Below are 20,964 nucleotides of genomic sequence, written 5' to 3'. Positions count from 1 at the left end.
ATGTTTTTTAATAATCAAACAAAAGAACAAAAGCAAAAATATCAAGATTTTCTAAAAATAGCAGGTTGTTTATCAAATATGTTTTCTGATTCTGAAGTTCCATATTTATATTATCGTGTTGCTGAAAAAGTTTTTTGTCGTGCTTTTAATGCAGAAGATTTATCAAGAAGTGATGTATCATCTGATGCCAAAAAAGACTTATTAGGAATTGGATTAAAAACTTTTTTAAAAGGAAATGATAAAACTTTTCAAAAAATTGCAGAATTTAATAGAGATAGACCTTTGTATAAAGGTCTTGAAGCAAAAAAACTTATTGAAAAAGTGTCAAAATTAAGAAATGCGAGAATTGAATTTACAGAGAATGTTCATGGATTAAATAAATCTATTTATCATTGTGTTTTAAGAGATTCTGGAAAGTTTAAAATTTTTGAAGAACCAATGGAAAAGGTTGATATCCAAAATATCCATAATATAAAAATAAATAAAGGTTCAATTGTTTTTGATGATGCTAAAAGTGAATATTCATTTTTATTATCAAAAAGCACTTTAACAAAAAGATTTGTTACAAAATCAATTATTTATGAATTTGATGTTGATGTATTGAAAGATCCATTATTTGAGTTAAATAAACTTTTTTCTCATAAGGGCTTATTATTAGAAACAAAAAAAAGAATTAAACAAACTATTTATTTACCATTATATAGTCCTAAAGAAAAGAAGGTTCAAGAAAAAAGTGGAATAAATCAATGGAATGCAAAAGGAAGAATAAGGCATCCAAATGAAGTATATATATTAGTTCCAGCAGAAATTCATAATAATTTTCCTGGATTTTTTCCTAATAAAGATACTCCATTTAATTTAAAATTTCCAGATGGAGATATTAGTGAGTCTAAAATATGTCAGCAAGGAGGAAAAGCATTAATGACTAAATCTAATAGAAAACTTGGAAAACTAATTTTAAGAGATGGATTAAATCTAAAAGAAGGGGAATTAGCCACATATGAAAAACTTCAATTATTAGGTATTGATTCAGTAAGAATTGATAAAATTAGTAATTCTGAATTTGAAATAAACTTCTCTAAAATTGGAAGTTATGAACAGTTTAAAAATATATTTTATGCAAAATAGGAATTTCAAAAATTAAATAAAATGGAAATTTTAGAATTCCTTCGGCAATTTAGACTCGGCGGATACGCAATTTTTGACTTTGTGGTGGCTTTAAAAAAGTATATTTTTTTGGGTTCACCAAATTGTTTCAAATCATTAAAATGAGACTAACAAAAGAGGTGTTGAGAGATTCTTTGGTAAAATGTGATAGAATTAAAGAAACTTTTGAAAATATTTAAATATGACTAGCATAAATCAAACCATATCGTCTTTTTATAAAAATATAAATAATGATAATAATCACAGATATAAATCATGGGAACATTGTTATTTATATTTTATAAAAAATGAAAAAGATATAGATGTAGATATTGCGTGTTTACATTTGTCTTTTTATTTAGCTAGTTGGGGTATGTATAGAGGTTCAAGTCCACTTTTATGGAAAGATTATTTAATACATAAACCTGTAGTTGAAAAAATTTTAAAAAATTATAAATATTTACAGAAATTTAATTATGAAAAAAAAGAACATATTAATAGTTTTTTTGAGTTAAAAAAAGATATTAAAGAATGTTATGAAAAAGAAATTATAGTTGTTAAAAATAAAGATAATAAATATATAGCAAGTGATACTTTAATTACAAAAATATTGTTAGGTACTTTGGGGTGTGTTCCAGCATATGACAAATATTTTAAAGATGGTCTGAAAGAGGAAGAAATAAAACCTCTAAGTTTCACTAAAAAAAGTATAAATGAAATTATTAAATTTTATAAAGAAAATAAAGTTGAATTTGATAAAGCACAAAAAAGTATAAAAAATATAGGAAAAATTAATTATCCTATAATGAAATTAATTGATATGTATTTTTGGCAAATTGGTTTTGAAAAAGATAAAAAATAGAAAATATAAAAGGTGAACAGCCAATTGCAAAATGGGAATTATTAGAATTTAATAGAAGATAAAAATTTTATGAATAAATATAAACTTTCTCAATTAACAACTGAAAAATTAAAATATTATGTATATTTTTTAATTGATCCAAAAAACAATAAAGTATTTTATGTTGGAAAAGGGAAAGGAAATAGAATAAACCATCATTTTTTGGGTGCTTTGGATGATAAAAAAAATGAAAGTGAAAAAATAGAAAAGATAAAAGAAATTCAAAATAATAATAAAAAAAATAAAACAAATTGTTTTAAGGCAGGGTCTTACAGAAACAGAAGCTCTTGAAGTTGAGAGTGCTATGATTAATTTTTTGGGAATAAAAAATTTAACTAATATTGTTAAAGGTCATAATTCTGAAGATAGAGGATTAATGAAATTAGAAGATATTAAAATAAAATATGAGGCAGAAAATGCAATATTTGAGGAATCTGCAATTTTAATTAATATAAATAATCTTTATCAAAGAAATATGAGTGAAAAAGAGATTTATGATGCCACAAGAAAATCTTGGAGAATTGATATTAAAAGAGCTTCAAAAATTAAAATTGTTTGTTCTATATATAAAAGTATTATTAGAGAAGTTTTTTTGGTCGATAAATGGGTGCCATCTATAGAAGTTAAACATAAATATATGTTTAATGGTAAAGTAGTTCAAAAAAAGATAAGAAATAAATATATTAATAAATCTGTTGCTAAATATTGGGGACAGGGAATGCAATATCCTATAAAATATGTTTCTGTTTAATTTTTTATATTGTGCCAAATAAATATAATATTTTAGAAGATGAATTAGATAAAATTAGAGTAAGAGATAAAACTTGTGTATATTGTTATAAAAAAATGGAATTACCTGTTCATGGTATTTTTCGTGGTGATTGGGCAACAATAAAACATTTAAACCATCTTCCTCCTTGGAATGATTCAAAAACTGTTGCAATATGTTGTGGAAGTTGTAATTCTAGTAGAAGAGATAAACCTTTATTAAAATGGTTTTTATCTTTATATTGTAAAGAAAATAATATAAATATTAAAATTGTTCAAAAACCAGTTAAAAATTATATAATTTTTATGTGATTTGTTAAAATTAAGGAAATAGTAAAAAATTCTTTGGTGAAATATGGTAGAATTAAATAAAATATAAATAAGTTTAAAATTGTTTATGAGAGAGCAATCGCATAATTATAGAGAAATAACCCCCAACTTTCTTAGTAAAGTGTCAGAGCTTGCGGAAAAAAGAATGCGACAACTTCTTGAGATTGCCAAAGATTTAGGGGTGGAAATTCTCTCTTTAAAAGAGGGTAAACAGGAAATTTTGGATCAAGTTAATAAAAAACTACCTCAACGCTACGATCTTGTAATACAGAAATTGCAAGAAGAAGGGGTTAGTTTGGAGGATTTGTCTAAGGATGTTTTACTAGATCGTATGCTTGGAATAGATATACTTTTTAAATATAAAGGAAAAAGTTTTTCAGTTGATGTTACTACAGGTAAGCATACTGTTGTAAAAAATAAACAGAAAAAAATTGCAAAAATGGAAGAAATTTATCGTGAGCTTGGTATTGATCACGCATTAATTATTCGTTTAAAAGAAGACATAACTGAAGATATTGTCTTAGATCTGTTTTCAAGGATAGAAGATATAGACGAAACATCCAATACTTTTTCTACTGTTATTAGGTATCCTGAAACAAAATTTAAAAAAAAGAAAAAAAGGCGTTGATAAATTTTTTACAAATAATAAATAAATATGGAAATATTAGAATTCCTCAGACAATTTAGACTCGGTGGATATGCCATTTTTGATTTTGTAGTGGCTTTTGGGGGAATTTATTTGATTTCTCCACGGCTGACTAGGTTGTTTCAAAAAATTAAAATCCGCGTGCCAAAAAGAAATTGGCTATTTTTAACCTTGCCAATTAGTATCCTCATACACTTGATAGTTGGAAGTATAACTCCAATGACTAGAGATTTTATAAATATATATGGAAATTATACTTTAAAAATTGTAATTTTAATTTTGTTAATTCTAGGTTTAAGAGGTGTGAGAGTAAGGAAGTAAAAAAAATAATTTAATATATAAAAAGGGTAAAATCAAGGTATATGGAATTAAAATATTATATAGAACAAAGACCTTGGGGGCAGTTTAAAATTTTGTTGGAAAATAAAAAATGTAAAGTAAAAGAAATAATAGTAAAGTCTGGACACCGTCTAAGCTACCAAAGACACAAAAAACGAGATGAACATTGGATTGTTGTAAAAGGTGAGGCTATTGTAACTTTAGATGACGAAGAAAAATTTATTAAAAGTGGCGATAGTTTAAACATATTAAAAGGTCAAAAACATAGAGTTTTGAATACGGGAGAGCAAGATCTAATTTTTATAGAAACTCAAACTGGAAGTTATTTTGGCGAAGATGATATAGAGAGGTTTAGCGACGACTATAATCGTGTTTAGTTTATGAATTTTTTTGATATACAAATATATATTGGTATAAAATTATTACTTATATTCTTTGTTGTTTTTTCTTTTTACTTAATCTTTAAAAAGAAAAAACCAGTTTATTTTTTAATTTTGGTTGGAGTAATTTCGTCTGCATCATATTTTCTTTGGACAAACAATCTGCAATTGTTATTTTGGGGGCTTCAAGGTGACGAGATTACTATAGCAGCTATGTATAACACTTTTGCGAGTGTGGGTTTGTGGTCGGATTTTGCTTATCACAATTTACCACCATTTTATCCTCCAGCATTTTTCTGGTTTTTTGGGTTGATAGGTGGAATATTAAATTGGAATGGAATTAAAATTGCAAAATTTGCAGCTTTTTCTTTTTTCTTGGTTTTTCCAATTGGCTCGTATTATTATCAAAAGTACCTTTTAAAGGATCATTTATCAAATAATAAAACTTTGGGATTGGTTTTTATTTTTTTAACACCATTATTTATAATAACAATATTAGATAAAGATTTGCTTATAGGAAAACCATACGAAGTTATTACAGCGGTTGCAACTATTTTTTGGTATGTTAGTCTTCACTTGAAAATTTCTAGAAATAAATGGAATTTAAAACAAGGAATAATTTACGGCTTAATTGCTGGAATTATTTTTATGACTTATTATTTGTGGCTAATTTTTGCTGCAATTGCTTTTTTGTTGATGGGTATAGTAGAAGAAAAGCAGGATAGAATTAAATATTTTTTGTCTCTTTTCAAAACAATGTTAATTACTATATTTTTTAGTTTACCTTTTATTTTGCCGCTGATTATTAGTTATTTCAAAAATGGTATGGAAAGTTGGCAAACTTCATTTTTTGTGCCAAACGGGTTAGATCTGTGGATGCCAATATTTCAGTTGAATAGTATAAATAACATTATAATGTTTTTTGGTTTTTCTGTATTAATTTATTATAGAAAACATATTTTTATTAAGCAGTTGCTGTATCTTTTAATAACGGCTTTTGTTTGGTGGGGTTTGGCGATGACTTCTTTGTTAGTTTTAAAAATACCATTTCAAGAATTTCGTGGATTTTATATTTTATCGCCAAGTATTTTGGCAATTTCTGCAGTTTATGGTGCTATACGCTTATGGCGTCATTTCAATATAGATAAGAATAAAAACCTCTCTTTTCTTATTATTGTAATAGGAATTTTGTATTTTGCATCCCAATCTGTTTTTGGTTTTTTTGTAGATGATCCGGTTGTAAAAATGCGACGAGTAGAATCTAGAGAAGCTAACGGCGCTATCGTAAGTCTTGTTAATTATTTGGATAAAGTGCCAGAGTCAAATTCAAAACTTACTTTATTAACTGTTCCACAAGTTTTGGCATTTGTGCCTGTAAATCATCTAATTTATTTCAATCAAAATAATAATCATCCAGCATCTATTTTTTCTGAACGCTACGAATATTTACAGATGTTAGCTAATTCAAAATCATCAAAAGATCTTTATGAAAATATTAAAAAGTCATCTTATGGTGATTTGGAGCGATTTATTTTTTATGGAGATGAGGAAAATTATTATCTTTATTTTCATTTAGACAAGATGATAAGTGGAGTAGAAGAAGAAAAAATAAAAATAAATAAAAATTTATTTTCATATGAATATTTTGAAAAAGTTTATGAAAAAAATGGATATACTGTAATAAATATTTTGGAATTATAAATATATTTATAATATTCAAAATAGAATTGTAAAATTTGAGTCAAAAATTTGGTTTTTACCTTGCAATTTGAGGTTTAAAAGGGTAAAATCAGATTATATGGACTTGAGTATAATTACTATCACTTGGAACTCGGAAGAAGTAATAAAAAAACAGATAGCTTCTGTTTTTTATGGTTGCGAGAATTTAAATTATGAAGTGATTGTGGTGGATAATAATTCTGGTGATAAAACTGTGGAAGTAGTGAAAGAGTTTCAAAATGTTAAATTGATTAAAAATAAAGAAAACTTGGGTTTTGCTTGGGCAAACAATCAGGCATTAAAATTGGCGACTGGAAAATATATTTTATTTTTGAATCCAGATATGCAAGTGGAGAAGGGAAGTCTGGAAAAAATAGTAAAATGGATGGAAGGGAAAAAAGATGTTGGGTTGGCGAGTGTAAAACTTATAAATGAAAAAGGTGAAGTGAATTTGGAAGCTAGACCAAGAAGATTTCCAAAGGTTTGGGAGCAGGTTTTACTTATTTTAAAAATACATCATATTTTCCCAAATATTCTGAATGAGTATTTGATGGGAGAATTTGATTTTAATAAAGAGCAGGAAGTTGATTCTGTGCGTGGATCTTTTATGATTATTCGTAGAGAAATTTTGGATAAATTGGGTTGGGGTTTTGATCCACGATATTTTATTTGGTTTGAAGATGTAGATTTGTGTAGAGAGGTGAGGAAATTAGATTATAAGATTAAATATACACCAATTATTTCTTGCGTGGATTATGTTGGGCAAAGTTTCAAAAAGCGTGAAAATGTGTGGAAGCAGAAAAACTTTACAAAAAGTATGCTTACTTATTTTCAAAAATGGGAGCCGTGGTATAAATGGATTTGGATTTGGCTTGTGCGACCGGTTGGAATATTCATTGTTTGGATTAAAAACAAGTTTTAAAATATGAAATTAACTGTACAGCTTGTAGTTTGGAATGGTGAGAAATATATTCCGTATTTATTTGAATCACTGCGAGCGCAAACTTTCAAAGATTGGGATTTACTTATTTTTGATAATAATTCTACAGACAATATTATAAATAAAATTCAAAAAGAATTGAATAATTTTTCGGTTCAAAATAAGTTTATAAAATCAAAAGAAAACATAGGTTTTGCTGGTGGACACAATTTGCTTTATGCAAAAAATGATTCAGAATATATTTTGCTTTTGAATCAAGATATGTATTTAGAGAAGGACTGCTTTTCAAAATTGGTAGAATATTTGGATAAAAATGAAAAAACTGCTTCTTCGAGCCCACGGCTAATGAGGTGGAATTTTGGTGATGTGGAAAAAGGCTTGGAAAATTCTTTTGGAGAAAATATAGATACTTTAGGATTGAAAGTTTTTCGAAGTAGGCGAGTGGTGGACACTTTTGCTCAGCAAAAATGGGGAGAGGTAAAAACTAAATTTAATGGAAAAAATGATGTGGAAGTTTTTGGAGTTTCTGGTGCTTTGCCGATTTATAGGAGAAGTGCTTTGAAAGTTGTAGAGGAAAATGGTTTAATTTTTGATACTTTGTTTGGTTCTTATAAAGAGGATGTGGATTTGGCTTTTCGACTTTGTTCTGTTGGTTTTAATGCTGCTGTAATTCTAAATGTTGTAGCGTACCACGACAGGAGTGGGACGGGTTCAAAAGATTATTCGGACAAGTCTGCCATAAAAAATAAAAAGAAGCAGTCAACACAATTAAGCTACCAAAGTTACAAAAATCATATTATGATTTTGCTTAAAAACGAGTATTGGCAGAATTTTTTACTTGATTTTATATGGATTTTGTGTTATGAATTGAAGAAGTTTGTATATTATTTTTTGTTTAATAGAAAAAATTTAAAAGGATTAAAAGAAATTTGGGAAAACAGAAATATAATTTTAAATAGAAGAAAAGAGATTAAACAAAACAGAAAAGTTGACTGGCGAGAAATGAGGAGGAAACATGATATAAAAAACAAATTAAAAATAAATACATTATCTTGAGCGAAATGGAGCAAAGTGAAATGCCAGCCTGCCGGAAGGCAGGAAGTCGAATGGATCTCGTGAAAGTATAATAAATTATAAATAGTGATACTGCACGGGGATCTTTCGACTCCGTTTCACTCCGCTCAAGATGACATGTGTTTTCCCTACTTATTCTGCTGTCCCTATTATGAACGATATCACAATTACAATTGTAAATTATTTAATGAAAGATGAGATTTTGAAAAATCTGGAATCTTTGGCTTTGGATTTGCAAAATTGTCCTTACAAAGTGCATGTTGTGGTTGTGGATAACTCGGAAAATAAGGATGGAATAAAAGAAGTGGTAGAAAAATTTCCAAATGTTTCTTATTTGAATTCTGGTAATAATATTGGCTTTGGAAAAGCTCACAATTTAGGGTTTAAAAGTGTTCCAGCTCGCTATTATTTTGCATTAAATCCTGACACTACGATAATGCAAAATTCAAACACAGTGGAGCGGATTATAAAGTTTATGGATAGAAATTCAAAGATAGGGTGTATTGGTCCAAAACTTATAAACTTGGATGGAAGTTATCAAAATTCTTGTTATCGTTTTAATTTTTCCTCAATAATAGTAAAACCTTTGAAACAAATTGGCTTGGATAAAAAAATAAAGTTAGCAAAAAAATATGTAGACAATTTGTTAATGAAGGGCTTTTGCCACACTAAAACTATTCCAGTTGATTGGGTGATGGGTGCAGCACTTGTAATTCGTGCAGAAGTGGTAGAAAAAGTGGGGATGTTTGATGGTAGATATTTTATGTATTTGGAAGATGCGGATTTGTGTAAAAAAAGTTGGGAAGCAGGCTATCCTGTTTATTATGTACATGATATAGTAATTAAACATAGTCACAGAAGAGGGTCGGCAAAAACACCGGGAGTATTTCGGGCTTTAATTAAGAATAAATTGGCAAGAATTCATTTGGCAAGTTGGTCAAAATATATTTGGAAGTGGCGAAATCATTTTAAATATTATGCAAAAATATCCTAAAGTTGCAATAATTTATCTTTCATTCCACTCGGAGCCATATATAGATGATGTGGTTTCTGGTTTGAAAATGTTGACTTATCCAAAAGATAAAGTTGAGTTTGTGGTTGTAGATAATCCGCATTCAGAATATGGACCTTCTGTGAGGGTGTTGGAGGAAAATGTTATGCCGTTGTCTGGAAAAGAGATTCCGCATACAACAATTTTACCTCAATCTAAAAATCTTGGTTTTTCCGATGGAAATAATGTGGGAATAAAATGGGCGATTGAAAACGGTTTTGATTATGTTTTTTTTCACAATAACGATGGTTTTGTTTCTGGAGATTTTTTGGAACCTTTAGTAAGAGCTATGGAATCAGATAAAAAAATTGGTGCTGCACAATCTTTAATGTTGTTACATCCAGAAACAGGTTTGGTAAATAGTGCTGGAAATGAGTTTCATTATTTAGGATTTGGGTTTTGTGGAGATTATAAAAAAGATGTAAAAGAAATTAGTAATTCGATTAAAAAAATTTCTTATGCAAGTGGAGCTGCTCTTTTGATGAGAGTAGATTTGCTCAAAAAATATGGTTTGTGGGATGGTGATTTTTTTATGTATCATGAAGATTTGGAGTACTCACTTCGTTTACGATCTGTTGGTTTCGACATAGTTTTGGTTCCAAATTCAATTTTTTATCACAAGTATCAATTTAGCAGAAGTATTGAAAAATTTTATTGGATGGAGAGAAATAGATACGGCGTGATGTTAATGTTTTTTAAATGGGATACTTTAATGTTGCTTTTGCCAATAGCTTTGTTTTTGGAGTTTGGTTTGTGGTTTTCTGCTTTCAAGGGTGGTTGGATAAAAGAAAGGGTAAGAGTTTATAAATATTGGCTAAATACAAGAAATTGGCAACTTTGGCTTGGCAAAAGAAAAAATATTCAAAAAATTAGAAGAGTGAGCGATAAAAAATTATTGGAAAATGTAGCAACTGGAATTTATTTTCAAGAAAAATCAATGGAAAATCCATTGTTAAAATATATCGCAAATCCAATGATGACTTTGTATTATTGGATTATTGTGAGACGATTAGTTAAATAAATATGAGAATTAAAAAGGCAGTTTTAACTGGTGGAGGAAGAGGAACTAGACTTCATCCAGTTACAATTACTACAAATAAACATTTGGTACCTTTGGCAAACAAGCCAATGATTTTCCATGCTATAGAAAAAGCAGTAGAGGCTGGGATTGAGGAGATTTTTATAAACACAAATCCGGGCGAGACCGAACTACAGAAATATATAGGTGATGGTGGGCATTGGGATATAAAAATTAAATTTTATGAACAGACTGGTGGACCTCAAGGTGTGGCACATGTGGCTGCCGAAGCGCGCAAATTTATTGGAGATGATCCATTTATGTTTTATTTTTCTGATAATATTCTGCTTGGAAGCTTGAAGGAAATGGTAAATGATTTTGCAGAGAACAACAGAGATTGTATGCTTGCACTTTCCAAAGTTCCAGATCCAGAGAGGTTTGGTGTGCCAAAATTTGAAAATGGAAAAATTGTAGATGTTTTTGAAAAACCAAGCGTTCCACCGAGTAATTTTGCAGTTGTAGGGATTTATCTTTATGGTCCAAAAGTTTTTTATAAAGCATTTGATAATATAGAAAAAAGTGCACGCGGTGAATATGAAATTTCTAGTGTGAATTCTTATTTGCTCAAAAATGGATACAATGTGGGTCATAAAGAAATTACAGGTTGGTGGAAAGATACTGGAAAACCAAAAGATTTACTTTTGGCAAACAAGTTGATTTTAGAAAAAATGAGCCATCAAAATTTTAGAGTTTCTAGACAATATTCTTTTTATGATGATAAGAAAATTCATATTGGAGTTGGTACTACAATTGGTGAAAATGTAAATATTTTGGAGCCGGTCATAATTGGTGAAAATTGTAAATTAAATAATTGTACAATTGGACCAAATACTACAATTGGAACAGGAGTACACATAAACGGTGCAAAAATAAGTAATTCTATAATTTTACAAAATACAAAAATTGACACTAAATTACATATTTGTGACAGCTTAATTGGCAAGAATGTCTCAATTGAACGCAAACAACAAAATGACCTGGAAGGCAGAGTTATGATGATAGGGGATAAGACTAAAATTGAAATATAAAAATATATGGGAATTCAAATAGAATTTAATCCGGACTTAGCGTTAAGAAATATTTCTGAGTTTAAAGTAGGAAATAGAAAAGAGGAAGGGTGTATTTTAGAAAATTTGGAAATTGGCAAAGAATATTTTTTTTGAAAAAAGGCCAAAGAAATTATTGGTTATTTGGTGAAATTCCTTTGTTGGAAATTAAAGGAAATGAAGTTTTATCTCGTCCAAAAGCGAGTATTATAATTCTCGAGGCAACTCATTTTTTAATTGATAAAGAAGTTTATACAAAAGGAAAATATAAGATTATTGAAGTTTTTAAAGATGATAAAATATATTTTGAAGGATTTGAAAGGGTTGGTTCTAAATAAAATTTTAAAAATATAAAAACCACTTGGAAGTTTCAAGCGGTTATTTTTTTGGTTTTGTTTTAACTGTTGCAAAAGTACAAAGTAATATAAAACCTATTAAACGAAATCTACAAGTAATAACGTTAGCTCATACAATGCACAATTGATCGAGAGACTTTTCTATTGTGGCTACCATATCGTTTGAAAAGATTCTGCAACTCTTTTGGTATGACTGCTTGAAGAGATTTTATTAATTTATCTTCTTCTGCTTTTGTGGCTTGTGCTTGTCTTCCTTTTTTTCTCGCAATTTATGAATTGCGCCAAGTTTTATTTTACTTTTTGCCATTTTATCTCCTTTTTTGCTAAAGGACATTTTACCAGTAAAATTACTGACAATTAAAGATACTATATTATTTCACTTTTGTCAATTTTAAAAAATAAAAAAGGATGTAAATTACACCCTTTTAGCAATTCTATTTCCACACGAATTGTCTTTTCATTTTACCTACAGACTCTATCTCAACCTCTCTAATATTACTACTGGAACTATTGGATACATAAAATCTAATAAGTTCACCGTCTTCATTATAACTATTGTCTTCATTGAGACGTCGTGCATGCACACACCATTCGTCTGGGTGATATTCATTTAACCTAAAGCCTGTGCTACCACCACTCATTTCTGCTTTTTCTACTACAAACTTTGCAGTAGCACGACTTGTGTCATAAGCAGTATAATCAATAGTTTCTTCTTTGGGTGGCATTTTTCCAGTTTTTACTGCAATAGCTATGCGATCTTTTTCGCTAATGCGACTGCTTACTAAACATGTCTCTGTCTTCCCATCGATTCGGGCACATTTTTTATCGTGAACATCATCCATGTCATATTTACCATAGGCAAATTTTGGTGATTTGATCACGTCTCCTTCATTTGGCCAATTTACTCTACTCATAGAAAAAACTCCTTCCAATGTACATTGTCACGAATTTCCCTTCGTAACTTGGGTTAATTCTGAAATTAGCACTACTGCCTTATTAAAGCATATTTTTATTTTTTTGTCAATATTCTAACTCAAAGAAGTTTTCTGTTCCATCTACAATTCCCCAAAAGAAAATAGCCTGTTTTTTTTTGTTTACAGATATTTCTTTTACAGCTGTATTTTCAAGTAGTTCGTGACTAAGTAAATAGTTTCTGTCGAAAGTGCTAATAGAACTTTCAGAGGTTAGCAGTAAAACACCAAATTTATTGAAATGGTTTACTGTTTTAATTCTATCACTTGTTCTATTTATTAGGTTTGAATCCCCATTTTCAGATATTTCCCATATTTCTAGAGGAGACCAACTTATCCATTTGTTGTTTTGTTGATCGAATATGAAACTATTTGTTTTTATGGTTTCAGATTCTTGCGTGTCTAATTTTATAATTGTTGTTTTTTGAGAATTGTTTAAAATTGCTCTTTGTGAATTTATGTCGATAATTTTATTTCCAAACTGTCCTATTTTGTATGGAATATCATTTTGTCTACTACCGAGTCGTTTTAGTGATTTTTTTGTGTTATCAATTATCCAAATGTTATTTTTTTCATCTACAAACCAGTTATTTTCATTTAAGTTTGAAGTTATTGTTTTCTCTCCTGTTAATCCTAATTGCTTTATTTTATGATTTTCTTTTATAAAAATTGTAGGAAGTGTGGAATTTTTCCATTGAATATTTTTATCTAAGTATTTTGTTTCAAATATGAACGAGTTGGCATTATCTGGAATTGCTGTAGAAAAAATATCAATGGTTGTGTTTGTGTCGTTTATTGTTTTTATGAACGCAGAATTTCCAAAAGGAGACCACGATGTTTCTGGTATTTCTTCGTTTGTGGTTCTGGTTATTGTTGATATTTGTTTTGAGTTTGTTTCGAATAGCTTAACTTCATAAATATCTTCTTTTTTTGAGGTTAAGAGTGCATATTTTCCATCTTGTGAAAAATCTACATTTACAATATTTTCAAATGAATTTAAAATTGGAATTGGGTTTGATTTTTTGTAAAGTGAAATGTTATTTACAAAAGTACTTTTTTTACTTTTTACATTTATATCTTTTTCCCATATATGGTAACCTTCCAATTCTATACGGATAGAATATACATCTGGCGTAAGATTTGTAATTCTAATTGGTATATCTTGTTTAATTTCTATATTATTTAAAAAAACTTTTGCATTTTTTGGTTCTGCGTCTATTCCAATAACCCCAGTTTGGCTTACTTGCCCTGTTTGAAAGTCGTATCTATAACCAGTTGTATAAAGGATTACAATTGGTGAAATGATAAAAAATGACAAAATAAGAAAGATATTTATAGCCTTTCTTATTTTACTCGTAAGAATTGTTTTTGGATAAGTCATTCCTTGCTATTGTATCACATATTTTGTATAATTATAAAGAATTTAAATAAATTATTCAATATCTATATGTTCCAATTCATAATAGAAGGTGGTAAAAAATTAAGTGGAAAAATAAAAGTAAACACAGCCAAAAATTCGGCTGTTGCTATTTTGTGTGCTTCTTTAATGGTAAAAGGAAAAGTGAATTTGGAAGATGTGCCTAGAATTCAAGAAGTAGACAGAATTTTGGAAATTTTAACTAGTATTGGTGTAAGGTTTGAGTGGAAAGGTGGTAATAGTTTGTTTTTGGATACTTCTGCAAAATTGAACTTGGACAATATAAACAAGAAGGCCTGTAAAATAACTCGTTCTTCATTATTACTTTTTGGTGCTTTGGCAAAACGAGAAGAAAAAGGATATAAATTATATAAAAGTGGAGGTTGTAAACTTGGAGAAAGAACTGTTCGTCCACATCTTTTGGGACTAGAAAAATTGGGTTTGAGTGTTGTTTCCAAAGCTGGATATTATGAAGTGAAAACAGTTAAACTTCAAAGTAATGAGGTTATAATGTATGAGTCTGGCGACACAACAACAGAAAATGTAATAATGGCAGCAGTCTTAGCTCCTGGTATAACTACACTAAAATTCGCTTCTGCAAATTATATGGTGCAAGATCTGTGCTATTTCTTAATTAAAGCTGGAGCAGATATAAAAGGAATAGGCACAACCACAATGATTATAAAAGGTGTAAGATCTTTAAAATCTGTAAAAAAAGCTTATCCACTTATCCCAGATCCAATAGAAGCTATGACATTTATTTCTTTGGCGATTACAACAAAATCCAAACTAACGATAGAGAATTGTCCATTGGATTTTTTGGAATTAGAGTTGGAAAAACTTTCTGTAATGGGTCAAAAATGGAATGTATTGAAAAAATATAAATCAAAAAATACAAAGTTTAATATGGCAGATATAGAAATTTTGCCAAGCGATTTGAAAGCTTTGCCAGACAAAATTTATGGTAGACCTTTTCCGGGTTTAAATATAGATAATTTGCCATTTTTTGTACCTATTTTGACACAGGCAAAAGGTAGAACATTGGTACACGATTGGATTTATGAGAACCGGGCAATTTATTATTTAGAATTACAAAAGTTGGGTGCAAATATGGTTTTGCTAGATCCACATCGTGTGTTTGTAGAAGGTGTTGTAAACTTAAAATCAAATGAACTTATTTGTCCTCCGGCAATTAGACCTGCAACTGCAATTTTAATCTGTATGCTTGCTGCAAACGGTAAGTCTGTACTTAGAAATTCTTACCCAATCGAAAGAGGTTATGAAAATTTGGCTGGAAGATTGCAAGATATCGGAGCTGAGATAGAAAGAGTTGAGTAAAAAATAAATTTAAAAAAGAATTATTTATGATGGAAAAATTTAAAACAAACGAAAAGTTTAATTATCTTTTTTATGTGGTGGTTTCTGTTTTACTTTTGGCTATTTTTGGGTTTGGTTTTTTTGCAGGAAAATTTATAACTTTAAAAACAGTTTTATCCAGTGAGGGTGGAAACATAGAAATAGAAAAAGTTTTAAATTTATACTCCAAAACAAGATCTCCAAATGTAGATTTCAATCAGTTTTGGAAAATTTGGAATACTATAAAAGAAGAGTATGTAGATGAAGATATAAGTGATGTGGATTTGTTCTATGGAGCTTTGGAGGGTCTTGTGTCTGGTTTAGATGACCCATATTCTATTTATTTCCCTCCAGTAGAGGCGACAGCATTTGCTCAGGATTTGGCAGGAGAGTTTGAGGGAATTGGCGCAGAAATTGGAATTCGCGAAGATAGACTTACTGTGATCGCTCCACTTGCAGATTCTCCAGCAGAAAAAGCAGGTTTGCAAGCACAGGATAAGATTTTGGCCATTGATGGAGAGGATTCAATAGGATTGAATTTGGAAGAGGCTGTAAGAAAAATAAGAGGGGAGAAGGGAACTCCTGTGGTTTTGACAATTTCTAGAAATGGATTTGGAAATTTACAAGAAATCGAGATTATTAGAGGTACTATTACTGTACCAACTGTAATTTGGGATATGAAAGATGGTGGTATAGCTTATGTTAGAATCTCATATTTTAATGGCGACACTTACGAAGAGTTTGGTAAAGTGATTCAAGAGATTTTAGTAAAATTGCCAAAAGGAATAGTCTTGGACTTGAGAAGTAATCCGGGAGGATATTTAAAAACTTCTGTGGAAGTGGCAAGTGAGTGGATTGAGGAGGGTGTAATTGTAAAAGAAAAATTTAGAAATGGTAAAAGTGATGCATATACAACTGTAGGTAGACACAGATTGAGTGATATTAAAACAGTTATTTTGGTAGATGGTGGTTCTGCTTCTGGGTCTGAAATTGTTGCTGGAGCATTGCAAGATTATGAAAAAGCCATACTTGTAGGAAAACAAACTTTCGGCAAAGGTTCTGTGCAAGATTTTCAAGCCTTGCAAGATGGTTCAGCATTGAAAATGACTGTTGCAAAATGGTTCACACCACTCGACAGAGGAATAGATGGCGAAGGGATTACTCCTGATGTAATTTTGGAGGAAATGTTTGTGGAAAGTGAAGTAGAAGGTGAATATACAGATTTGGGGTTAGAAAAAGCAATTGAAATTTTGATGGCAGAATAAAAAAGGAATTTATAGTAAGTATAAATTCCAATCAAAGAATTAAAAAACCACCGGCGGTGCTGGTGGTTTTTGTAGTTTTACTGTTTATGAAAATCTTGTAATGCTTCTATTACCGGGTCTATTCTAGAAGCAATTCTGAATGTCATACCAATTGCACCGTATTCAATTATTACGGCAATTCCAACTAAATATAATTTTTTATCTTCTTTTCCAATTGCAAATACTGGTCCACCGCTGGATCCAGGACTCATTTCATTGCTCATATAAAATATATTTTTTGAATCTAATGGAAAAAAAGTGGAAAAATCTGAATTTATTTCTCCAGGATTTGTGACATAGCCTTTTGTAAAAAATTTTCCCTTACCTTTTGGCTCGGAAAATAAATATAGCACATCACCACTTTCTAAATTTTCAGTGGTGGCCCATTTCACGGGTGTGGCATGCAAATCTAAATCAGGTCTTTTTTTGAAAGATAAAATTCCAAAATCAATACCTAAGCTATCTTTATGCATAGATACAGTCACATCTTTTGATGGAAAGTCTATGACATCCTCTTCTTTTGAAGTATTCCAAATTCTATACTGGACATCTTTTAGTATAAAAATAGTAGGTTTTTCAAGACCTTCTTCTGTAGATAGTATTGTTATTGGAGGCATTCCCATAATACTATCAATTACATGTCCGGCTGTTAAGAAAAATAATTCATTTTCGGTTTCAAAAGAAAAGAAGCCACTACCACCGAGTGCAAAAATTTTTGGATTAATATTTTTATCTGTCGAGGTATAAATTCCCAAGACTTCCAGCTTGCACAATGCTTTTTCTATAATTCTTTTTTCTTCTTTGTCAACTCCATAATCATTGCTGGTAAATTGTACATTGTAATAAACAGTACCATTTGTAAAATCTTGAGTTTCATTCATTATAGAATTTTTTTGACTACCGCAGTTGCAGGCACCAAAAATAAAAATAAAAGATAGTGTGATTAACAATACAACCTTTTTCACTTTATACTCCTTTGTTTTTGTAGTAAAACTACATTAATTGTAAAAGAGCGTTCCTGTCTCTTATTTTTATTATAACCTCTCAACCCAATGTTTGTCCACCTCTACTGTTAAATCTAGGAAAATTTTCTTTCCAACAGCTTGCTCCAACTCTCTTCTTGCCATCTTGCCCATTTCTTTTATTTTATGTCCTTTTACTCCTATAATCATTTTTTTGTATCTCAATTGGTCTGTAAGAATCTTTGCTTCTATTACTGTGACATCTGGTTTTTCCTCTACATTTACAACTTCCACTGCAATAGAATATGGCACTTCTTTGTCAAAAATAGAAAACACCTTTTCTCGAATTATTTCTGCAATCCAAAATTCTTTATTTACATTCGTTAACTGCCAGTCTGGGTAAAGCTCTTCTCCTATTGGTAATAATTCTACAACTCTTTCTTTTAATGGTTGTATGTGGCTTCCACGAAGTGCAGACAGTTCATAAACTGCATTAAAATCCTCTGACCAAGATTTATAATCTTCTAAAAATGGTTTTTCTTTGTGAGGTAAATCACTTTTATTTAAAACTAAAATCTTTGGAATATTTAAATGACGAACCATTCCGTATGTTGCACGCTCCTCATCTCCAATCTCACGAGTTGGGTCAACAACATAAATTATTACATCAATTCCACTTAATGCGCCTTTTACTTTGTTTACTAGCTTTGCAGAAAGTAGGCTCTTTTTTGCTTTGAAAATTCCTGGAGTATCTACAAAGATCGCCTGACCTTCTGGCATATTTAAAACTCCGTGAATTATGTGTCTTGTCATTTGTGGACGAAAACTTGTTGCTGCAATTTTTGTACCAACTAAAGTATTCATTAATGTAGATTTTCCAACATTACTTCTTCCTATTAAAATCGCAAAACCACTTTTTTTTAATTCTTTTTTTTCTGTCATAATATATATAAAATTTCTTTACACTGTTTTTTCAATATGCTATCTTAAAAGAAGAATATGATAAACAGTAATATAGTAAGATTACACTAAAAAGTCAGTTTTTTCAAGTTATGAAGGTATTATTTATAAAAGAAGTGCGAGGATCTGGTAAAAAAGGTGAAATAAAGGAGGTCTCAGACGGGTATGCTCGTAATTTTTTAATTAAAAAAGGTCTTGCTGTAGTTGCAAATAGAGGTATTTTTGTGAAAGTAAATGCAAAGATAGAAAAAGGAAAACGCAATAAAAATAAAGAAATAGAAAAAGGTAAACAGCTTGCAAAAAAGTTAAGAGGGATATCATTAAAAATAAAAGTAAAAGCAAATGAAAACGGTAAACTTTATGCTGGTATAAATTCTAATGATATTGCAAAAGAAATAAGTAAAAAATTAGGATTTGATGTAAATCCAAAAGATATAGTTTTAGACGAAAGCTTGAAAAAAGTCGGAGAATATTTTGCAAGATTAAATAGCTTTAAAATTAAAATAAATATTATAGCTAAATAGCTTATGAAAAAAAGAAAAAAAAGACGCAAGTTTATTTTTATAGTTGGTGGTGTAATGAGTGGTGTTGGAAAGGGCGTGGCAGCTGCTTCTATTGGTGCAATTATGAAAGCAAAAGGGTTTAGGGTGACAGCATTAAAAGCAGATCCGTATATAAATTTGGATGCTGGAACTATGAATCCAACAGAACATGGAGAAGTTTTCGTTACAGACGATGGGGATGAGACAGACCAGGATATGGGAAATTATGAGCGTTTTTTGGATATAGACCTTACTTCTACAAATTATATGACGACTGGGCGTGTTTATATGAGCGTGATTGAGAAAGAAAGAACAATGAAGTATAAAGGAAAGTGTGTTCAGGTTGTGCCACATATTCCAGAAGAAATACTTCGTAGAATATATAAAGCTACAGAAGATCAGGATACAGATATTACAATTATAGAAATTGGCGGGACTGTGGGAGAGTATGAAAGTGCTTTATTTTTGGAAGCAGCACGAACTTTGAAATTGAAAAAACCAAAAGATGTGGCTATAGTTTTGGTAAGTTATATGCCGGTGCCTTATCATATTGGTGAGATGAAGACAAAGCCAACTCAGCAAGCATCCAGAACTTTGAACCAGGCTGGAATAAATGCAGATTTTATACTTGCTCGTGGTCCACAATCTTTGGACAAACCAAGGCGTGAGAAGTTGTCTTTGTTTTGTGGTGTAAAGAAGACTCATTGTATTTCTGCGCCGGATGTAAAATCTATTTATGAAGTTCCTATTAATTTTGAAAAAGAAAATTTGGGAAATAAATTATTGAAAGTTCTACATTTGAATTCTCGCGATACAAATTTGAAATCTTGGGAGCGTTTTATAGGTAGAATGAATAGTTCTACAAAAGAGGTCAGAATTGCTGTGGTTGGTAAATATTTTGGCACAGGCAAATACACTTTATCTGACTCGTATATATCTGTTATAGAGGCTATTAAGCATGCCTCGTGGCACAACAAAGTTCAGCCTGTATTGGAATGGGTAGATTCAGAAGAATTTGAAAAAGATCCAAAAAAATTGAAGGAGCTAAATAATTATGATGGTGTTGTTGTTCCAGGTGGTTTTGGTACAAGAGGGGTAGAAGGAATAATAATGGCTATAAAGTATATAAGAGAAAATAAAATACCATATTTGGGAATTTGTTATGGAATGCAACTTGCTACAATAGAATTTGTAAGAAATGTATTGGGTAAAAAAGATGCAAATACAGTGGAGGTAGAACCATCTACTGCAAATCCTGTGATAGCTGTGAACGAACTCCAAGTAAAAAATATGGGAGAAAATAAATACGGTGGAACTATGCGACTTGGTGCTTATGATTGCGTATTGAGACAAGGTACAAAAACAAGAAATGCTTATAAAAAGGCAAATATTTCAGAGCGTCACAGACATAGATATGAATTTAACAATGAATATCGCACACTGATGGACGACGCGGGGCTTAAAATTGTTGGAGTAAATCCAGAGTCAGATTTGGTAGAAATAGTAGAGTTGGAAAACCATCCTTTCTTTATTGGTGTACAATTTCATCCAGAATTTAAATCTCGTCCAATGAGCCCACATCCTTTGTTTAGAGAGTTTATAAAAGTAAGTTTATTGACAAAAAAGATGTAATTAGCTAATTTAAAACAAAAGCTCTTTTATAAAATAAGCTAAAACC

Annotated in this window: 23 protein-coding genes; 19 read left to right on the top strand and 4 right to left on the bottom strand. The window is 30.1% G+C overall.

Annotation, left to right across the window (positions count from 1 at the left end; genetic code table 11):
• The 15 genes from L3J07_02260 (at position 1) to L3J07_02190 (ending at position 11,756) form a co-directional block, all read left to right on the top strand.
• The gene (locus L3J07_02260; GenBank protein MCF6276652.1) at positions 1-1,128 is read left to right on the top strand and encodes an NgoFVII family restriction endonuclease; all 1,128 of its coding nucleotides are present in this window, start codon (positions 1-3) and stop codon (positions 1,126-1,128) included.
• Positions 1,129-1,348: 220 nt separating this feature from the next.
• A complete protein-coding gene (locus tag L3J07_02255) occupies positions 1,349-2,008 on the top strand; it encodes a hypothetical protein (GenBank protein ID MCF6276651.1) in 660 nt (219 codons plus the stop codon).
• A gap of 69 nt (positions 2,009-2,077) precedes the next feature.
• Entirely contained in the window at positions 2,078-2,338 is a 261-nt protein-coding gene (locus L3J07_02250) for a GIY-YIG nuclease family protein (GenBank protein ID MCF6276650.1), read from the top strand.
• A gap of 13 nt (positions 2,339-2,351) precedes the next feature.
• The gene (locus tag L3J07_02245; GenBank protein MCF6276649.1) at positions 2,352-2,798 is read left to right on the top strand and encodes a hypothetical protein; all 447 of its coding nucleotides are present in this window, start codon (positions 2,352-2,354) and stop codon (positions 2,796-2,798) included.
• A gap of 11 nt (positions 2,799-2,809) precedes the next feature.
• Positions 2,810-3,127 carry a hypothetical protein gene (locus tag L3J07_02240; protein MCF6276648.1) on the top strand — a complete coding sequence of 106 codons (318 nt, stop codon included), beginning with the start codon at positions 2,810-2,812 and terminating at the stop codon, positions 3,125-3,127.
• A gap of 85 nt (positions 3,128-3,212) precedes the next feature.
• A complete protein-coding gene (locus tag L3J07_02235; protein ID MCF6276647.1) occupies positions 3,213-3,773 on the top strand; it encodes a hypothetical protein in 561 nt (186 codons plus the stop codon).
• Positions 3,774-3,800: 27 nt separating this feature from the next.
• A complete protein-coding gene (locus L3J07_02230; GenBank protein MCF6276646.1) occupies positions 3,801-4,112 on the top strand; it encodes a hypothetical protein in 312 nt (103 codons plus the stop codon).
• Positions 4,113-4,153: 41 nt separating this feature from the next.
• Positions 4,154-4,507 carry a phosphomannose isomerase type II C-terminal cupin domain gene (locus L3J07_02225; GenBank protein MCF6276645.1) on the top strand — a complete coding sequence of 118 codons (354 nt, stop codon included), beginning with the start codon at positions 4,154-4,156 and terminating at the stop codon, positions 4,505-4,507.
• Positions 4,508-4,624: 117 nt separating this feature from the next.
• On the top strand, positions 4,625-6,211 hold the full coding sequence (locus L3J07_02220; protein MCF6276644.1) for an arabinofuranosyltransferase: 1,587 nt from the start codon (positions 4,625-4,627) through the stop codon (positions 6,209-6,211).
• Positions 6,212-6,308: 97 nt separating this feature from the next.
• Positions 6,309-7,151, top strand: a complete 843-nt coding sequence (locus L3J07_02215; GenBank protein MCF6276643.1) for a glycosyltransferase family 2 protein — start codon at positions 6,309-6,311, stop codon at positions 7,149-7,151.
• A 3-nt stretch (positions 7,152-7,154) separates the two neighbouring features.
• Entirely contained in the window at positions 7,155-8,225 is a 1,071-nt protein-coding gene (locus L3J07_02210) for a glycosyltransferase (protein MCF6276642.1), read from the top strand.
• A 169-nt stretch (positions 8,226-8,394) separates the two neighbouring features.
• A complete protein-coding gene (locus tag L3J07_02205; GenBank protein MCF6276641.1) occupies positions 8,395-9,237 on the top strand; it encodes a glycosyltransferase family 2 protein in 843 nt (280 codons plus the stop codon).
• Positions 9,221-10,315, top strand: coding sequence for a glycosyltransferase family 2 protein (locus L3J07_02200; protein ID MCF6276640.1), 1,095 nt, complete (start codon positions 9,221-9,223; stop codon positions 10,313-10,315). Before L3J07_02205 ends, L3J07_02200 begins: the two co-directional genes overlap by 17 nt.
• A 2-nt stretch (positions 10,316-10,317) precedes the next feature.
• Entirely contained in the window at positions 10,318-11,400 is a 1,083-nt protein-coding gene (locus L3J07_02195) for a glucose-1-phosphate thymidylyltransferase (GenBank protein MCF6276639.1), read from the top strand.
• 131 nt (positions 11,401-11,531) lie between these two features.
• Positions 11,532-11,756, top strand: coding sequence for a hypothetical protein (locus tag L3J07_02190; protein MCF6276638.1), 225 nt, complete (start codon positions 11,532-11,534; stop codon positions 11,754-11,756).
• 452 nt (positions 11,757-12,208) lie between these two features.
• On the opposite strand, the gene L3J07_02185 is transcribed toward L3J07_02190, so the two are convergent.
• Complete coding sequence (locus L3J07_02185; GenBank protein ID MCF6276637.1) at positions 12,209-12,688, bottom strand: hypothetical protein; 480 nt, start codon at positions 12,686-12,688, stop codon at positions 12,209-12,211.
• Between the two features lie 106 nt (positions 12,689-12,794).
• On the bottom strand, positions 12,795-14,126 hold the full coding sequence (locus L3J07_02180; GenBank protein ID MCF6276636.1) for a PEGA domain-containing protein: 1,332 nt from the start codon (positions 14,124-14,126) through the stop codon (positions 12,795-12,797).
• A 66-nt stretch (positions 14,127-14,192) separates the two neighbouring features.
• Here L3J07_02180 and L3J07_02175 point away from each other — a divergent pair, with 66 nt between their 5' ends.
• Both L3J07_02175 and L3J07_02170 read left to right on the top strand, forming a co-directional pair.
• On the top strand, positions 14,193-15,500 hold the full coding sequence (locus L3J07_02175) for a UDP-N-acetylglucosamine 1-carboxyvinyltransferase (GenBank protein MCF6276635.1): 1,308 nt from the start codon (positions 14,193-14,195) through the stop codon (positions 15,498-15,500).
• 26 nt (positions 15,501-15,526) lie between these two features.
• A complete protein-coding gene (locus L3J07_02170; protein ID MCF6276634.1) occupies positions 15,527-16,783 on the top strand; it encodes a S41 family peptidase in 1,257 nt (418 codons plus the stop codon).
• Positions 16,784-16,860: 77 nt separating this feature from the next.
• Here the strand turns inward: L3J07_02170 and L3J07_02165 are convergent, their stop codons facing one another.
• Both L3J07_02165 and era read right to left on the bottom strand, forming a co-directional pair.
• Positions 16,861-17,787 (bottom strand): serine protease, encoded by a 927-nt coding sequence (locus tag L3J07_02165; GenBank protein ID MCF6276633.1) that lies wholly within the window; start codon positions 17,785-17,787, stop codon positions 16,861-16,863.
• 69 nt (positions 17,788-17,856) lie between these two features.
• Positions 17,857-18,726, bottom strand: coding sequence for a GTPase Era (gene era / locus L3J07_02160; GenBank protein MCF6276632.1), 870 nt, complete (start codon positions 18,724-18,726; stop codon positions 17,857-17,859).
• Between the two features lie 110 nt (positions 18,727-18,836).
• Here era and rplI point away from each other — a divergent pair, with 110 nt between their 5' ends.
• On the top strand, positions 18,837-19,268 hold the full coding sequence (rplI, locus tag L3J07_02155) for a 50S ribosomal protein L9 (protein MCF6276631.1): 432 nt from the start codon (positions 18,837-18,839) through the stop codon (positions 19,266-19,268).
• A gap of 3 nt (positions 19,269-19,271) precedes the next feature.
• Entirely contained in the window at positions 19,272-20,918 is a 1,647-nt protein-coding gene (locus L3J07_02150; protein ID MCF6276630.1) for a CTP synthase, read from the top strand.
• Positions 20,919-20,964: the final 46 nt, after the last annotated feature.

The organism is Candidatus Magasanikbacteria bacterium (assembly GCA_021648085.1).
Taxonomy (GTDB): domain Bacteria; phylum Patescibacteriota; class Patescibacteriia; order Magasanikbacterales; family UBA922; genus JAKITS01.
The sequence above is the reverse complement of the archived record's forward strand: the minus strand, read 5'-3'. Positions and strand labels throughout refer to the sequence as shown.

Excerpts from the sequence above, each read along its gene's own strand:
- L3J07_02260 (MCF6276652.1), top strand. The coding sequence starts at position 1 with ATGTTTTTTAATAATCAAACAAAAGAACAAAAGCAAAAATATCAAGAT.
- L3J07_02255 (MCF6276651.1), top strand. The coding sequence starts at position 1,349 with ATGACTAGCATAAATCAAACCATATCGTCTTTTTATAAAAATATAAAT.
- L3J07_02250 (MCF6276650.1), top strand. The coding sequence starts at position 2,078 with ATGAATAAATATAAACTTTCTCAATTAACAACTGAAAAATTAAAATAT.
- L3J07_02245 (MCF6276649.1), top strand. The coding sequence starts at position 2,352 with ATGATTAATTTTTTGGGAATAAAAAATTTAACTAATATTGTTAAAGGT.
- L3J07_02235 (MCF6276647.1), top strand. The coding sequence starts at position 3,213 with ATGAGAGAGCAATCGCATAATTATAGAGAAATAACCCCCAACTTTCTT.
- L3J07_02230 (MCF6276646.1), top strand. The coding sequence starts at position 3,801 with ATGGAAATATTAGAATTCCTCAGACAATTTAGACTCGGTGGATATGCC.
- L3J07_02225 (MCF6276645.1), top strand. The coding sequence starts at position 4,154 with ATGGAATTAAAATATTATATAGAACAAAGACCTTGGGGGCAGTTTAAA.
- L3J07_02215 (MCF6276643.1), top strand. The coding sequence starts at position 6,309 with ATGGACTTGAGTATAATTACTATCACTTGGAACTCGGAAGAAGTAATA.
- L3J07_02210 (MCF6276642.1), top strand. The coding sequence starts at position 7,155 with ATGAAATTAACTGTACAGCTTGTAGTTTGGAATGGTGAGAAATATATT.
- L3J07_02205 (MCF6276641.1), top strand. The coding sequence starts at position 8,395 with ATGAACGATATCACAATTACAATTGTAAATTATTTAATGAAAGATGAG.
- L3J07_02200 (MCF6276640.1), top strand. The coding sequence starts at position 9,221 with ATGCAAAAATATCCTAAAGTTGCAATAATTTATCTTTCATTCCACTCG.
- L3J07_02195 (MCF6276639.1), top strand. The coding sequence starts at position 10,318 with ATGAGAATTAAAAAGGCAGTTTTAACTGGTGGAGGAAGAGGAACTAGA.
- L3J07_02185 (MCF6276637.1), bottom strand. The coding sequence starts at position 12,688 with ATGAGTAGAGTAAATTGGCCAAATGAAGGAGACGTGATCAAATCACCA.
- L3J07_02180 (MCF6276636.1), bottom strand. The coding sequence starts at position 14,126 with ATGACTTATCCAAAAACAATTCTTACGAGTAAAATAAGAAAGGCTATA.
- L3J07_02175 (MCF6276635.1), top strand. The coding sequence starts at position 14,193 with ATGTTCCAATTCATAATAGAAGGTGGTAAAAAATTAAGTGGAAAAATA.
- L3J07_02170 (MCF6276634.1), top strand. The coding sequence starts at position 15,527 with ATGATGGAAAAATTTAAAACAAACGAAAAGTTTAATTATCTTTTTTAT.
- era (MCF6276632.1), bottom strand. The coding sequence starts at position 18,726 with ATGACAGAAAAAAAAGAATTAAAAAAAAGTGGTTTTGCGATTTTAATA.
- rplI (MCF6276631.1), top strand. The coding sequence starts at position 18,837 with ATGAAGGTATTATTTATAAAAGAAGTGCGAGGATCTGGTAAAAAAGGT.
- L3J07_02150 (MCF6276630.1), top strand. The coding sequence starts at position 19,272 with ATGAAAAAAAGAAAAAAAAGACGCAAGTTTATTTTTATAGTTGGTGGT.